11 protein-coding genes and 1 tRNA gene are annotated in these 16,515 nt (G+C 44.7%); 8 read left to right on the top strand and 4 right to left on the bottom strand.

Annotated elements, in window-relative coordinates; genetic code table 11:
• Positions 1-8: 8 nt before the first annotated feature.
• Entirely contained in the window at positions 9-980 is a 972-nt protein-coding gene (locus UNH61_RS20330) for a GSCFA domain-containing protein (RefSeq protein ID WP_326993831.1), read from the top strand.
• Here the strand turns inward: UNH61_RS20330 and UNH61_RS20325 are convergent.
• On the bottom strand, positions 977-2,443 hold the full coding sequence (locus UNH61_RS20325) for an MFS transporter (RefSeq protein ID WP_326993830.1): 1,467 nt from the start codon (positions 2,441-2,443) through the stop codon (positions 977-979). The two genes, UNH61_RS20330 and UNH61_RS20325, sit on opposite strands and share 4 nt — an antisense overlap.
• Positions 2,444-2,665: 222 nt before the next feature.
• Here UNH61_RS20325 and UNH61_RS20320 point away from each other — a divergent pair, with 222 nt between their 5' ends.
• Positions 2,666-4,858 carry a patatin-like phospholipase family protein gene (locus UNH61_RS20320; RefSeq protein WP_339070278.1) on the top strand — a complete coding sequence of 731 codons (2,193 nt, stop codon included), beginning with the start codon at positions 2,666-2,668 and terminating at the stop codon, positions 4,856-4,858.
• On the opposite strand, the gene UNH61_RS20315 is transcribed toward UNH61_RS20320, so the two are convergent.
• On the bottom strand, positions 4,859-5,455 hold the full coding sequence (locus UNH61_RS20315) for a tRNA-(ms[2]io[6]A)-hydroxylase (protein WP_326993828.1): 597 nt from the start codon (positions 5,453-5,455) through the stop codon (positions 4,859-4,861).
• A gap of 80 nt (positions 5,456-5,535) precedes the next feature.
• Here UNH61_RS20315 and UNH61_RS20310 point away from each other — a divergent pair, with 80 nt between their 5' ends.
• The 5 genes from UNH61_RS20310 to UNH61_RS20290 all read left to right on the top strand — a co-directional run bounded on the left by UNH61_RS20310 (position 5,536) and on the right by UNH61_RS20290 (position 11,424).
• Positions 5,536-6,642, top strand: coding sequence for an 8-amino-7-oxononanoate synthase (locus UNH61_RS20310; protein WP_326993827.1), 1,107 nt, complete (start codon positions 5,536-5,538; stop codon positions 6,640-6,642).
• A gap of 42 nt (positions 6,643-6,684) precedes the next feature.
• Positions 6,685-9,111 (top strand): penicillin acylase family protein, encoded by a 2,427-nt coding sequence (locus UNH61_RS20305; RefSeq protein WP_326993826.1) that lies wholly within the window; start codon positions 6,685-6,687, stop codon positions 9,109-9,111.
• A 78-nt stretch (positions 9,112-9,189) separates the two neighbouring features.
• A tRNA-Lys gene (locus tag UNH61_RS20300) sits at positions 9,190-9,262 on the top strand.
• A 145-nt stretch (positions 9,263-9,407) separates the two neighbouring features.
• On the top strand, positions 9,408-10,760 hold the full coding sequence (locus UNH61_RS20295) for an AAA family ATPase (RefSeq protein WP_326993825.1): 1,353 nt from the start codon (positions 9,408-9,410) through the stop codon (positions 10,758-10,760).
• Positions 10,761-10,788: 28 nt separating this feature from the next.
• Positions 10,789-11,424 (top strand): hypothetical protein, encoded by a 636-nt coding sequence (locus UNH61_RS20290; protein WP_326993824.1) that lies wholly within the window; start codon positions 10,789-10,791, stop codon positions 11,422-11,424.
• Positions 11,425-11,579: 155 nt separating this feature from the next.
• Here the strand turns inward: UNH61_RS20290 and UNH61_RS20285 are convergent, their stop codons facing one another.
• Entirely contained in the window at positions 11,580-13,007 is a 1,428-nt protein-coding gene (locus UNH61_RS20285; protein ID WP_326993823.1) for a hypothetical protein, read from the bottom strand.
• Entirely contained in the window at positions 13,007-14,896 is a 1,890-nt protein-coding gene (locus UNH61_RS20280) for an AAA family ATPase (RefSeq protein WP_326993822.1), read from the bottom strand. Before UNH61_RS20280 ends, UNH61_RS20285 begins: the two co-directional genes overlap by 1 nt.
• 324 nt (positions 14,897-15,220) lie before the next feature.
• On the opposite strand from UNH61_RS20280, the gene UNH61_RS20275 reads away from it, so the two are divergent.
• On the top strand, positions 15,221-16,498 hold the full coding sequence (locus tag UNH61_RS20275; protein ID WP_326993821.1) for a nodulation protein NfeD: 1,278 nt from the start codon (positions 15,221-15,223) through the stop codon (positions 16,496-16,498).
• Positions 16,499-16,515 lie beyond the last annotated feature (17 nt).

The following is a 16,515-nucleotide window of genomic DNA, read 5'->3' as shown; positions in this document are numbered from 1 at the left end:
TAATATACATGCAGTTTCATTTGAGTTTCCCGGTTACACCATTGCAGGCCGATATGAAGTATGGCCAGCAGCTGCTGCTGATGGGCTCCTGCTTCGCAGAAGAGATCGGTGGTAAGTTAAGGGAACATCGCTTCAATACCCTCATCAATCCTCATGGTATCCTCTATAACCCGCTGAGCATCACCAAAGCACTGAACAGTTACCTTGACGGAAAAATCTATACAAAAGAAGATCTTTTCCAGCACAACGATAGCTGGAACAGCTGGGATCATCATAGCCGGTTTTCGGCGCTGACGCCGGAAGCCGCGCTGGAGAATATTACACAACAGCAAACAGCTGCTACCCAGGCCATTGAACAGGCCGACTGGCTGATACTCACCCTCGGATCGGCGCATGCCTATGTGCTGAAAGAAAACAACCGGATGGTGGGCAACTGTCACAAGGTACCGGGCGGTAATTTCTACAAGCGCCTGCTCACGGTAGATGAGGTGGTGACCGCACTCGATAACACGCTTCACCGGTTATTCTTCCGGAACAAAAAAATTAATATACTCTTCACCGTTAGTCCGGTCCGTTACATCCGCGATGGAGTAGTGGAAAATAATCTCAGCAAAGCAATACTGCTGCAGGCGGTTCATCATCTTGTTAATAAATTTAACCGCCTGTATTATTTCCCTGCTTATGAACTGGTGATAGATGATCTGCGTGATTACCGCTTTTATAAGGAAGATCTCGTACATCCGAACGAGTTAGCCATTAACTACGTATGGGAACAGGTGGTGAAAGCCTGTATCAGTCCGGCCAGCCAGGAGTTGCTTCACCAGATAGCAGAACTGAACCGGGCCGCGGGGCATCGCCCGTTTAGCCCGGAAAGTCAGCAGCATCAGCAGTTCCTGCATACCTATGCGGGAAAAGTGCAGCAGTTGATTAGCCAACATCCCGAAGTGGATCTGCAGGATCTGCTGAAGGTGTTTGCCTAAGGCAAAATTGTTTTCCTGTCTTTCAACGTAAACAAACCTACTACAAAACAGATCAGCGCAATACCGATCGGGTAGATAAGTCCGGCCAGGTGATTGCCCGTATTGGTAACCAGTATGGTGGATATGGTGGGCAGCAAGCCCCCGAAAACACCATTACCGATATGATAAGGCAGCGACATGGAAGTGTACCGTATGCGCGTGGGGAACAGCTCCACCAGGAAAGCCGCAATGGGTGCATAAACCATTGTTACGAAGAGAACCTGTACAAAGATGAGCAACACCAGCCATGCGGCGTTCAGCGAGCTAACGGTGAGTTCTTTCTTATTATCAGTAGCTTTCAGGGTGCTGCCATCGGTGTAGCTGTATACGCGGGTGGTTTCAGTAACCAGCAGGCCGGCATCGTTTTTTGACGTGTTGCTTTCTATTTTGTACAGTTCTTTTTGTTCCGTTTTTTGTTTGATATCGCCGATGGTATCCATCGCTTTATAGATAGGATAATAGGCCAGGGCGGCGAGTAGCATACCGGTGAGCATGATTTTTTTGCGGCCGATACGGTCGGATAGAGAGCCGAAATAAATAAAGAACGGTGTGCCCAGCAGCAGTGCCACTGCGATGATGATGTTCGATTGTACGAACTCGATGTTCATGGTTTTCTGGAGAAACGACAGTGCATAAAACTGCCCGGTATACCAGATCACGCCCTGGCCCATGGCCGCGCCGAACAACGCAATCAGTACCAGTTTCAGGTTTTCTTTATTGGCAAAGCTTTCTTTGATGGGATTGGTGGAGGTTTTTCCTTCCTTTTTCATTTGCACGAACATGGGCGATTCCTGCAGGCGTATACGTATGTAATATGACATGATCACCAGCAGCACCGATAAGAGGAAAGGAATACGCCAGCCGAAGTTGTTGAAATCGGCTGGGGTCATGAGGCTACGGGTGAGCAGGATTACGCCCAGCGATACAAACAGGCCCAGGGTAGCCGTAGTTTGGATAAAGCTGGTATAATAACCTCTGCGGTTATCCGGCGAATGTTCCGCCACATAGGTAGCTGCACCGCCATATTCACCGCCGAGCGCCAGGCCCTGCAGGAGCCGGAGTAACAGTACCAGCATGGGCGCCAGCACCCCGATGCTGTGGTAGCTGGGAATCAGGCCGATGGCGAAAGTAGAGCCGCCCATGATCAGCAGGGTAAGCAGGAAGGTATATTTACGGCCGGTCAGATCGCCGAGTCGGCCGAATACGATGGCGCCGAACGGGCGAACAATGAAGCCCACCGCAAAGGTAGCCAGCGTGGCAATGTAGGCCAGCTGCGGGTTGCTGGGTGGAAAGAACTTTTCGGCAATGATAGCAGACAAAGAGCCAAAGATGTAGAAATCGTACCATTCTATCAATGTTCCGGCAGACGATGCCAGGATAACCTGCCAGATGTTTTTCGAAGGAGAAGTAAGCGTGTTTTTCATATTTGTGGAGTAGTAGCCTTTGGTTTTAAGCAGGGAATAAGATAATAAATATTTACAATGGGTGCAAGCCGGCCGTAAAAAAAAGCCATGCTATGCCACTGAATCTTATAAAGCATTATCTTTAATAGGGGCCAATCAATTACAATGAAGCAGGGATCAATAGCTCAATTTAACCGGATAATCAGCGTACTGTTGCTAGTTTTTTTTGCGGGCAATCAAATCGTGTCGGCACAACGTACCGTCAACGGAAGGCCCAGGGTTGCGCTCACTTTAAGTGGTGGCGGGGCAAGGGGGCTTGCGCACATCGGCATACTGGAAGCAATAGACAGTGCAGGTTTGAAGATTGATTTGCTGACAGGTACCAGCATGGGCAGTATCGTAGGTTCGTTGTATGCCATGGGGTACTCCGGTAAAATGATTGAAGCAGAGGCCCGTAAGCTCGGGTGGAACAGCCTCTTTACCAATCAGCCGGTGCTTACCGCCATTTCCTATGAAGAAAAGAAAGAGTATAACAGGTATATTATTGAGATACCATTTGAATATGGTAAGCCTAAACTCGCATCCGGCGTAATTTCCGGCGAAGCGCTGTGGATGGAGCTGGCCAAGCTCTGCTGGCCGGTGAAGGATGTGAAAAATTTCCAGGACTTCAATATTCCTTTTAAATGTATAGCCACCGACGTAGCTACGGGGCAGATCGTGACACTCGATACCGGCGAAATAGTGACGAGTATCCGTGCCAGTATGGCCATCCCATCTATCTTCACCGCAGTAAAAATAGGTAACCGTAAACTGGTGGATGGCGGTGTGGTACGCAATTTCCCGGTGATCACTGCCAAAGAAATGGGCGCAGACATCGTGATCGGTTCCAATGTTTCCGGAGGATTGCGCAAAGCGGAGCATTTGCAAACGCCTTTTGATATCCTTTACCAGCTGGGATTTTATAAAGATGCAGAAGATTTTAACAAGGCTATTAAGCAAACGGATATTTATGTGCCGATGAAAAACGAGCTGGAAAACTATTCTGCAGCCAGTTTCGGGAGTGTGGATTCCATTATTGAAATCGGCCGGAAAAAGGGACAGGAAATGTACCCGGTATTCAAACACCTGGCCGATTCGTTAAATGCATTGTATCCGGAGCATCCGTTTGTGGCCGACCGGCTGCCATTTGCGACCGACGTGGAGCTGAGTAGTATTGAAGTAAGCGGGCTGGTACATGTAGATAAGAAGTTTTTCCTGCAGCGTTTACATCTCAAACCAAATGAATGTTATTCACAGGCACAGCTAAGAGCGGCTATCCTGAAAGTATACGGTACCCGCTTCTTCAAGCTCATTACCTATAACCTTGCTCCGGAAGGGTATGGCAGAAGCAGAATGGAAATACAGGTAGAAGAAAACCCGCTGACCTATGTGAAGGTGGCACTCAACTATAATACGTTTACCGGCGCCAATGCCATCATCAACCTCACGCAGCGTAATTTCATTGTGCCCAATTCCCGTTCCTTTGTGAGAGCGGCTATCAGTGAAAATCCGCGGCTGGAAGCGGAATACTTTAAATACCTGGGGCGTAGCAGAACATTTGGATTCGGGCTGAGTACTTACTACGAAAATAACAGTCTCACTATCTACGATGATAATTTTGACAAGCTGCAGCCCTATCGCAATAAGTACTTCAACGTGAATATGGATGTGCAGTATATGTTCGGCAAGGATATGGCGATAGGAGGAGGTACCCGCTGGGAGTATATTAAATTTAAACCGCAGTTTTCGCCTTTCCTGGAAGTGCGTGGCAGTACCAACCAGCTGAATACCTATATCACCTATGGCGTTAACTCACTTAACCAGAAGAACTATCCTACCAAAGGTTTGCTGCTCAATTTTGAATCGGGGTACATCTATAACCAGCATCCCGGTATTAAGGTGCGTAACAATGGGGAAGAATTAGACCTTGATAGTATGGGCGTAAAATTCGGCGACTATGAGCGGTTTGTGCTGAATGCCAAATACTATATTCCGGTGGGTCGTAAATCGGCCCTGGAACTGAATGGTAATATCAGCTATAACCTTAACTACAGCGAATCGATGGTGAATGGTTTTGTTGTAGGAGGTGTTACTAATATCATGCGTAACCAGGTGCCATTTATTGGTTTGTATGAAGGAGAGGTAGTTACTCCCCGGATCGGCGCTGTGCAGTTAGCCTGGCAGTATGAATTCTACAAAAACTTCTACGCTATTCCACGGATAGGCGGCGCTGTATACGATGGAGAAATTTCAGGCGGTAACCGCTACAAATATCTCAGTGGCTACGGGCTGGGCGCGGGCTATAACACCCGGCTGGGGCCATTGGAAGCTACTATGATGTACAGCGATCAATCCGGTCAGCTAAAGTTTTATGTGAACATGGGCTTTAGCTTCTGATCAGTGCATACGATCGCCCCGCACTTCGATATTTTTCAGGATGTCGGCTTCCATTTTAAGCCATTCCTGCCAGCGGGTACGTACTTTTTCTTCGGGGAAATATTCGTTGGCCAGATCTATAAAGAGCCGGTAATGGCCGGCCTCTGATATCATGAATTTGCGATAAAATTCGCGCAGGTATTCATCTTCCAGTCCTTCACTCAGCAGGCGGAAACGCTCGGCGCTGCGGGCTTCTATGAGGGCAAAGATGAGCAGTGCATCTAAAAAAGCATCATCGGGATGGCCTCCTTTGGAGCGGCGCTCCATCAGCGCATTCACGTAATCATCTTTTCGTTGCTTACCCAGGGAAAGACCGCGTTTTTTCATTTCAGCCAGTACCTGCCGGAAATGCCCCCATTCCTCCGTAACGATGGGCGCCAGTTCTTCCACGAGCTTTATTCTGGAGGGATAACGCTGAATCAGCGAAATAGCAGAGGAGGCTGCTTTTTGTTCGCAATAGGCGTGATCGGTAAGAATATCGTGTAAAGAAATAGCTGCCAGGTTCACCCAGCGCGGATCTGTAGGCAGTTTTAATCCGAGAATAGATACTTTGCTCATAATGAAAATAATAGCTGGCCTTGCGGCTTTTTTGCGAAGATAAAGGCAAAGTTTAAATTGTGCGTCGCAAAAGCAGAACTATGAGTACTTCTTTTCTGACGAAACTGCTGGAGGAGCGCAAGGAACAGCAGTTGTACCGCGAGCTGCGGCTTACCAGCGGGCTGGTGGATTTTTGCTCCAACGATTACCTGGGACTGGCCCGGAGTGCGGACGTGCGTACCACCATCCGTACACTGATGGAGGAGCGGCATCCGGCGCATGGGAGCACCGGATCGCGGCTGCTGGCAGGGAATTATGAGTGGATGATGTCGGTAGAAAAAGACCTGGCATTGTTTCACGACGCAGCTGCAGGGCTGTTGTATAACTCCGGCTACGACGCTAACCTGGGGCTGTTTTCCTGCATTGGCAGGAGAGGAGATACGATCATCTACGATCAGCTGATACATGCGTCTGTCAGGGATGGCGTGCGGTTATCGATGGCGCAGTCGTTTTCCTTTCTGCACAACGATCCGGAAGATCTTGAAAAGAAGCTGCGGAATGCGGCGGGGAATATTTTCGTGGCGGTGGAATCGGTGTACTCGATGGACGGGGATCTGGCGCCACTGGCGGCAATTGCGCAACTTTGTGCGCAGTATGGCGCGCACCTGATTGTAGACGAAGCACACGCAACCGGAGTTGTCGGGGAAAGAGGCGAGGGACTGGTGCAGGAGCTGGGATTAGCGGCAGCGTGCTTTGCGCGGGTGCATACCTTCGGGAAAGCAGTAGGCTGCCACGGTGCAGTGGTATTGGGTTCCGGTGAGCTGAAAGAATATCTTATTAACTTCTCCCGATCTTTTATCTATACAACAGCACTTCCTCCGGCCTCACTGGCAGCGATAGAAGCAGGATATGCCGCATTCCCGTACATGCAAAATGCGCGGCAACATTTAGCTGACCTCATTTCGCAGCTGCGGGAAGGACTGCCGGGAGCAGAGTTGCTGCCAGGCAATACACCCATACAGGCGCTGCTTACGAGAGGAAATGAGCATGCCCGGAAAGTAGCCGCACAGCTGCAGGCAGCAGGGCTGGATGTAAGGCCCATTCTGCATCCGACGGTACCGAAAGGGGCAGAACGCCTTCGCATTGTGTTACATAGCTATAATACAGCCGATGAAGTAAACCGTCTTCTAAAAGTATTAGGGTCGTAATACAAATTTGGTGTATTTTCATAGTACATCTGAATTTGCACTATGAGAATCATTCCGGCAGCCATTACAGCAGCAATTACCTTATCGCTCACCTATGTGCTTAACACCAAGATGGGGCAGATCCCGCCCCTGGGAAAGTTATTGAGTCCACAGACGGGCTTCTGGCGCAACGCAGAGCCCATCGGGGAATTCCCGCGTGAACATTTCGTATTGCCGGGGCTTTCCGGAAAAACAGAAGTATGGTACGACGACCGCATGGTGCCGCATATCTTCGCCGATAACGAAGCAGATGCGTTCTATGTGCAGGGGTATATTACGGCCCGCGACCGCCTCTGGCAAATGGAGTTGCAAACCTATGCAGCAGGAGGGCGGCTGTCGGAGATCCTGGGGCCTAAGCTGATTCAGTACGACCGGCGCCAACGCCGTATGGGCATGGTATCGGCCGCAGAAAATGCTGTGAAGGAGATGCTGGCCGACCCGGTTACCAAAACCGCTGTGACCTCCTATGCAGCCGGAGTGAATGCGTATATATCCACACTTACGCCGGCAACTTACCCGGTGGAATACAAAATACTCGACTACGCCCCTGAGCACTGGGATATCATCAAATCGGCTCTGCTGCTCAAATACATGGCTTACGACCTTGCAGGATTCTGCAACGACCTGGAATTTACCAATGCCCGCAGGCTATTTTCCATGACCGATTTCGATATGATGTACCCGGATTATCACCCTGCTACAGATCCTATCATCCCGCGAGGAACGGCCTATCCGGCAGCCTCTGAAAAAACGGTGGCGCCGGCGGACAGCATTGTAGCAGCTGATGCCGCCTTCATGAAATTCAGAATGGATAAACCAGATCCGGCCAATGGCAGTAACAACTGGGCTGTAGCAGGCAGTAAAACCCGGTCGGGCGCACCGATTCTGTGCAGCGATCCGCACCTGAGTTTGTCGCTCCCCTCGCTGTGGTATGAAGTACAGATTCATACGCCTGATATGAATGTATACGGCGCTTCTTTGCCCGGCGCACCCGGTGTGATCATCGGTTTCAACGATCACATTGCCTGGGGCGTTACCAACGGCGAAGAAGATGTGAAAGATTATTACCGGATGCAGTTTCGTAACGGCCTCGCTGAATATTTGTTCAACGGCAGTTATCGCAAAGCAGACCTCCGCGTGGAAGATATCAAAGTGCGTGGCGGCGTTACCGTGCACGACACCGTTGCCTACACCGTATTCGGCCCTGTGATGTTTGATAACACGTTCCCTGATAAAACCGCGGGACAAACGTTTCTGGCAATGCGCTGGAAAGCACATGATCCTTCCAATGAACTGGCCACGTTTAATCGCCTTAATAAAGCCCGTAATTACGACGACTACGTGAGTGCGATTACTTTATTCACCTGCCCCGCGCAGAACTTCGTATTCGCCGATAAACAGGGCGATATTGCCATCTGGCATAACGGACAGTATCCGCTCCGCTGGAAAAACCAGGGCAAATGGATTATGCCGGGCAGTGACAGCAGCTTCGCCTGGCAGGGGTATATCCCGCATGAGGAGGTGCCGCATATTAAGAACCCGGCGCGCGGTTTCGTGAGCTCCGCGAATCAGCGCGCTACCGATAGCACGTATCCGTATGCGCTGTATGGGCAGTATGATCTGTACCGTGGTGCGCGGATCAACGAGCGCCTCGCCGCGATGAGCGCTATTACGCCGGTTGATATGCAGCTGTTGCAGAAGGATACCAGGAATTTATTTGCAGCGGCGGCGTTGCCGATGATCAGGAAACATTTAGATACAGCTTCGCTCACGGCGCAGCAGCAACCGTACTGGCAGCTGCTCTCCTCGTGGGATTTTATGGCTACGCCGGATAGCAAGGCAGCAACTATTTTCAATGCTTTATGGGGGCATTTGGAAGATACAATCTGGCGGGATGAGCTGCATCCGAGCGATAGTTCTGTGTTAGCGTATCCGCAGGCGATCACCACATTGGAGTTGTTATTGCGTGATACATCGTTTCATTTTATTGACAACATTAACACGCCTCAGAAGGAGAATTTATCAGGATTGGTGCAGGGTGCATTTGCTACTACCGTGCTGGAGATGGCGGAGTTGAATAAAGCGGGGAAGCTGGAGTTGGGCAAGGCGCGTGGAACGGATATCAATCATTTATCGCGGGGGATACCGGCGTTTAGTGCGCAGCATTTGTACACCGGAGGCGGGCAGCATATTGTGAATGCGACGAAAGCAACGCATGGGCCGTCGTGGCGCATGGTGGTGCAGTTGTCTGATAAAACGGAAGCGTATGGTATATATCCGGGTGGGCAGAGTGGAAATCCGGGAAGTCCGTTTTATGACAACAGTGTAAATGACTGGGTGAATGGGAAGTATTATATACTGCATATATTCAGTGCGGAGGAGAAGGATGACCCTGTAATACGGTACAAGCTTGAGTTTACGGGGAAGTGAGAAAAAAAGTTTTGAGAAAAATTTGGTAGGGAAGGGGATTTTCATATCTTTGCACTCCGTTAAACAAAAACGGTGATTGATTCCGTAGCTCAGTTGGTAGAGCAATACACTTTTAATGTATGGGCCCTGGGTTCGAGTCCCAGCGGGATCACAGGAAAATGAAGAAGGCCTGCACAACAAGTGCAGGCCTTCTTCATTTAAAGCTGGACAAAAATCGCTATATTGTTTGACCACAGATAACTAAAGTAATTTTATCTTACGTAATCTTATTTAAATTCCCGAATAAATCCGATGTAATGAAAGTAAGAGGCATTACAATTCCTGATCTGCATCATTTTAAAGATTTCCATTTAGACCTTACTTACCCTGCAGGACATCCGAAGGCAGGGCGGGCTTTGGATAAGGTTTGTTTCATAGGGCAGAGTGGAACGGGAAAGACGACTTTGTTGAAGTTGATATCTGTGATTTCCTACAAGTCTTATTCGTATAGTGAGATTGGATTAATGGACCAAATAAAGCAAGTATCTCTCGATTTTGAATTTGAAGATTTTGTTAGCTCCAAGAAGATTAATTTCGACAAAGATGAGACTGAGCAGGGGGGAGAAAAAGTTTCCAACTATTGGAGCAAGATTTACCAAAATGGTGCAGAAGTTGAATTTAAGAACGTTTTACCCCAATGGGGGATTTATAGCGGGTCAGTAAAACCAGCGACCATATATTTCCCGGCTGATTTAGACTATAGACTAGAGGTAGAGCATGGTGATTTATTAGACTTACAAGACCGGAGGCACATAGATTTTTCTTCTTATTCCGCGGCTAATACATGGACAATTATATTAAATGAAATTCAGAAATATCAGGAAGAAGAGATAAAGATCAGGCAGGAAATTTCTCACATTGCTGAAAAGGCAACAGATATTAAGGCAATTCAAAAAGCCGTTAAAAAACTTGAAAAGTGGCGTAACGAAACCCCAAGCCCTGTGCAGAATATCGCAGATAAATGCCTTGATCCCCTGTTAAAGAATTTTGGCCTGCGTGTTAAAACGAAATTGGATTTTCAGGGAAAAGATGATATAGGATTTCTGAAAATAGAAGATTTTGCGGGTAATGAGGTGCCCAACGGCTTATTAAGCACAGGGACTAAGCAGGTGATGTTATCAGCGCTGCCATTGTATTTATTGCAACCTAATAAATGCCAGATACTATATGATGAACCGGAAAGATCATTATATCCAGATCTTCAAAGGACAATCATTGATTATTATTTAGGTCTTACTATCGATTGCCAGTTTTTCTTTTCTACACACTCACCTATCATTGCATCTTCTTTTGAACCCTGGGAGATAGTGGAATTGAAATTTGATAAGAATTGGAATATCTATCGTGATCTGTATTATGAAGGTGAGAATCACGTTGATAATTATTTTGTGGATCCCCGTTATTTGGATTACGACCTTATTCTTAAAAAGATATTTGATTTAGATGATACAAGTACGGATATGCGTACAGAGGCTATTGTTGAGTTAACCATGTTGAAAAACCAGATTGATACATTAAAAGAAAAAGGACAGTTAAAAACACCAAAAGCAAAAGAAATAGTTACACGTTATAAGATGTTGGCGCAAAAGCTGGCATGGAAAACTGAATGATCAATACATGCGAAAAATTGATAAAAGTTTGATACTAGCCACAAAGTATAAAAAGTGGCTGGATACCCTGAAGACAAAAAATAAAAAGCATACTATTTACAATTCCTCTAAAGGGAAATACTATTATGATATTGTAGCAAATTTGATGTGGGTACAAGCGGGGCTGTGTGCCTATTCTGAGCGGCTATTACAGGAGCCTGCCAGATTTGATCCAGAGAACTGGACTAACGGCGTGTTCCCGAAATTTCAGTTTGCAGGTCAGCTGGACCACTACGATGCAACTTTAAAAGAACAATACGGATGGAGTTGGGATAATTTCTTTGTTATTGATGCAGATATCAATGTTAAATTGAAAAGGGCGAATGTTCCTTCAGGTTTGCTAAAGCCGGATATGCCGGATTATAACCCGCGGGTTTATCTGGAATATGAGCGGGTGCATCATGTGTTTGTACCTAACAGGCAGCTTGAATTCTCTGTACAGGAGCAGGTTAGAAAAGATATTTCCTGTCTGGGAATTAACTTTCAGCCGATTATTGATATTCGTAAGTACTATCTTGAACCATTGTTTTTTGATGTGGAGTATCAGGTGCAGTCGAGGGTGGAGGTGGAGAAGAGGATTTACCAGTTTTTTACGGCATTTGATTTGGTTGTGGGGGGATTGTAGGGATTGCGTGGATGTTATCTATTATCTTTAGCGAACTATTAATTCATTAGGCTTGCACTAAATATTACAACCTATCAACGTGGATTCGTTGGATTGAAAATCAAAGAAGGGCTAGTATAAGGTAATAGATTTCCAGCTGTCAAAAGGCACTCTTATTATATAGTTGGCAGAGAGAAACCTAGTTTGTACACTTTGTAGTATGCAGCAACGGGATTCAACCGCATTTTATTTTGAAGCTGAGATAATGAGTAATCAAAACTTGCTGATGCCTTTATATCCGGATAGATAATAAGGCAATCAATATTTTGATCGTCCTCCAAATCTAATTGTCTCCGCACTTTCTTTAGCCTTGCATATCCAGCAACCTGGCGAATATCCTGGTGTACTTGTCCATGTAGATAATGTAATTTATATTTTATATCAATTACCATTTGGTAGCCTGGTTTGGAAATTAATAGGTCAAGTGAATTTCCATGAGTGCTGAATTGATAATGGATATGATTTTTATCTGCACTATTTGCATTTAGTATATGCATATAAAAGTAGAGCTCAAATAATCGTGGCATATCAATCCAAAAAGGGGGCGTGGTTTTACATTCGCTTGAGGTCTGTGTGATATTATAGGCAAATCTTTTCAAGATATGTCTGCCAGTATTAATAGCCTCTTTATATTCCTTAAAGAAAGGATTGTAACGTACCTGTTTTATGTGATCTCCGTCGATATCATTGTCAATATGCTCAAATGCCGGGCGGCAGTAATTGATCAGGTTTTTTACAGCATTCATATTACCTGCAAAGCATAAAATATTATTTTCGATATAGCTTTCCGCAAAAGTAAGTACCTTTTTTAGGAATCTGTTTTCGATATTGTTTTGACCAAATGCCTGATACTCGCAATAGGTTTGCGTGAGGTAATTTTTGAAGACATTTTTTTTTATATGTGCACCAACTAGGATTTTCCCTTTTACTTTGTTGGTTACATTTTTCCGCACTTTATAATATGTTTTTTTTAAACCTTTCTGCACAATTATTTTCAGTAACTGGAGAAACTGTACTACGATAAAGGGGGTTAGGTGGTCTTCTTTTTGTGTAATAGGGATCTGTGAAGAATACCAGTCTATTGAGACAAGATTGTCGGTATACTGCTTGGGTAAACCAGCAGACATTATATCTAGTAGCATTTTGAGATAGTCTACTTCCACATATTCTACATCGGGCAGTTTGTTGGGCGCCCATTGTTTCGGTTCGGTTTGTTGTTCATCTGACTCTGGGGCATTAGAAATGGCTTCAAATGTCGCTGTGATCTTTGTGTTGATTTTAGGCTCAACCTGAATGAATTTTTTATCCTTTATCAGCCAGTCTATTCCTACGTAGTAGTCTGCTTTAAGTTGAAAAATATTCTCGTTTTTTTGCTCTAGCAGAAAGGGATATACGTTTACTCCTCTTTCTCGTTTGAAAAGACGTATGTTTTCTTCCTTTATCTCTGTGAATAAGTTTTCGTTGATCAATAATGGATCTGTTGGATCCTCGTCAATACAACGAGAAATTTCGACATATGCGTGTTCTGTGAGCAGTATCTTCATTATAGGGCTGATTTCAGTTCATTAATGTACTGCCTGACGTCCTTACCGTCAATTTTACCCACAAGTATACCATCCTTGACATATTCGTTTAATATAGGAATAACTTCATAATTCATTTTCAGTTTGAACATGTTGTCTCTTTCCACTTGTGATATCGCACCTCTCTTTTTAATAATGAAATAGCTGTGCCCAATCTGCACATCTTTTGAGTCAAATTCGCTACTCACATTATTATCATTAAACAACCTTGCTACTTTTTCGAACCCATCTGTATTGAAGTAAATTTCATCGTCTTCCTTCAGGGGCTCGGGCAGAATATCCACGAAAGCAAATCTCCTTCTAATAGCATAATTGATATGTCCAACACTTCGGTCGGCGGTATTCATGGTACCAATAATGTAGAGATTGGGAGGGAGTATCAGTTGTTTTTCTCCATCTACCTCATACATGCTTTCTACGGCTTCCCCGCGATATTCCAAAGCATAAATCAGTTCGCCTAAAGCAGAGGATAAGTCGGCACGATTAATTTCGTCGATAAGAAGCACATAGTTTCTGGGAACTACGGAAATAGGTTTATTTGTGTAGTTGTGGTTCTTGAAAAATAATTCCAACAAAGGTTTATAATAAGTTTCCCGGTAGAATGCATGTGCGAATCTGGTTTTGTCTATTTGTAAGTCTGAAAGTTGGTATTCACCACTAACAATAGCCTTGATCAGTCCCTTTAATTGGCTGAAATTTAAATGTGACGGGTTCTTCCAATTTTTGCCATATTTGAAAGACTTATCAGCCACCTCGAAAATGGTAATATTCGCCGAAAGCTTTAATTCTGTTTCCTGGAGGCCTACTTCAATTTCATTTTTAAATTCTTCGAAGTTTTGCGCGACCCAACTGTCTATGGAAGCTCCGGAATTATCAGCGTTACTCAAATTATGATTTCTTAGAGCCTGCTCTGCGAAATGCCCCAATATTTTGTTGATACTGTTATATTCTATTTTTTCCCCTTTAGACTCAGCAACAATTCCTCTTACAAAATCCTCATAACTGTAACTGGGATGAAATTGTATAATCTTGCAATATTCGGAATCATTTTTCGACAAAAATGTGTGTTGTCTGCTATCTATAAACTTTGCAATAGCTGCAGAATATGAATCTGTTCCATTAGTGATCACCCCTTCTTTTTCCCAGGCCTTATTTTGAAACATTTTGACTATCTCGTTAAAAGGTGCCGAATGTTCTGTGCCTTCTGAGTTCTCTACGCGAACCCCTTTTTCGCTTATGCCCAGGATCTTGAAATTAAGGCTGGTTTTTGCTGTTGTGATTGTTGTTTGATCACTACATAATCTAACTATATCCTCCCTTGTTAAAATTCTCGAACTATTAATACTGATTAATTTTTTAGCAATTTCTTTGGCCAGTTTTGTTTTGCCGGTTCCGGGAGGACCCTGCAGGATGATTTGTTTTTTATATTCCAGAACCTTAATTATTTCATTTAACGCCTCTGCATCCATATACTTTTTCAATAGTTGTTTTGTAAGAGTGATTATTTCAGGTTTTTGAACTTGACAAATACCATCTTGAGTTTGATAATCGAATCGATCTGTTTCATTTAATTCAAGCCATTGAGAATCTGCAAATGTTGTTAATTCGTCAAAGTCTATTTGATATCGACCGAAAAGAAGTTCCAGATCGGAACGATTGATAACTGGATGGGTATTTTCTTTAAGTATAGTTATTGCAAATACTTTAAATCCTTTTGCTATCAGAATAACATCACCCTTTTGAGGAGAACAATCATTTTTATGACTTAGCGAAATGCTTAATTCCTTAATTAAGTCATAAAAGTCAGGGTTACCTTTTCCCCATCTAGTACCAAGCTTAAATATATTCATTTATATTTATTTCATTTAGATGTTTGGGATATATTAATTGGGTCTGAATGATTCCAAAAGAATGTAAAAAAACTTTGTCTGTGGATTTTAGGGAAGTTTCCTGCTTATATTTATTAAGCGGACTGATTTTTTGAATATCAATTTAGGTAATCATAGCCAAAATAATAGGATTGATTTCTTATGTCCTTGCGATATTAGGAAAAAAAAACGAAAATTGACCTCTTCCCGAAAAAACTGCAGCGACATAAATTGGAAATTTCGGGGAAATGAGCCTGAAATTACGTAACTTACATAAGTAATATCATTGATGTTATACCTTACTTTATGAAGCGGGTTATTACATTTTTGGCCTTGCTTTTCCTGATCCCATCGATACTTATAGCACAAAAGGTATTTATTATAAGGATTGATGGAAGCATCAATCCTGTATCCGCAGATTTTATTCATCACAGTATTAACAAGGCCAGTGCTGAAAAGGCCATTTGTCTGATTATTTACCTTAACACCCCCGGTGGATTACTGCAATCTACCCGCAACATTGTACATGATTTGCTGGAAGCCCCACTACCCATTGTGGTATATGTTGCCCCTGGAGGCGCACATGCCGGCTCTGCAGGCGTTTTTGTGACCATGGCGGCACATATAGCAGCGATGGCACCCGGCACCAATATCGGGGCGGCGCATCCGGTGGGCTTGCAGAGCATGGATACGGTGATGAGTGAAAAAGTGACGAATGATGCTGCGGCTTTCATTCGATCCATAGCCAGCCAACGGAGCCGGAATCTGGAATGGGCGGAGCAATCAGTCCGAAAGAGCCTTTCCATTACAGAAAATGAAGCATTGGAAAAAAAAGTGATAGACCTCGTGGCGGCCAATCAGCAGGAATTGTTAAACCGTATCGATGGCAAAAGCGTAAATACATCAGCAGGCATTAAGGTATTACATACAAAATTTGCGCAAACAGAAACGCTGCAGATGAGCGTGACAGAAGAAATATTGTCGATGCTTACCGATCCTAATATTATCTACATATTGTTATTGCTGGGCTTCTACGGCATACTGTTCGAGCTGTATAATCCGGGCGCGATACTACCCGGCATTGTAGGCATAATATCGCTGGTGGTCGCTTTCTACTCCATGCAGGCCCTTCCTGTCAACTACGCCGGGCTGGCGCTGATCATATTCGCCATTGTACTTTTTGTGCTGGAGATAAAGATCATTAGTCATGGTATGTTGACAATTGGTGGTATTGTTTCTCTGCTGCTGGGTTCTCTCATGCTGATTCATTCAGATTCTGCATTGGAATCCGTAAAGATATCACTTAGTGTGATCATTGCTGCGGTAACGGTTACCACACTTTTCTTTCTGTTTATCATAGGCGCCGGACTGAGGGCCCAGCGGGCAAAGCCGGCTACTGGTATTGAAACAATGGTAGGTGAAACCGGTGAAGTGCTGGATATACTGAATCCATCAGGGAATATCATGGTACATGGAGAAATATGGCAGGCAGAATCTGTCGAGGGGCAGATAGGAAAAGGAGAAAAGATACGGATTATCGCAGTGAAGCACTTCAAATTAATTGTTGGACACTTAATTACATGATATAAAACAGTAAATGC

This window comes from Chitinophaga sp. 180180018-3 (assembly GCF_037893185.1).
Lineage (GTDB): Bacteria > Bacteroidota > Bacteroidia > Chitinophagales > Chitinophagaceae > Chitinophaga.
This window is presented reverse-complemented; position numbering and strand designations above follow the sequence as displayed.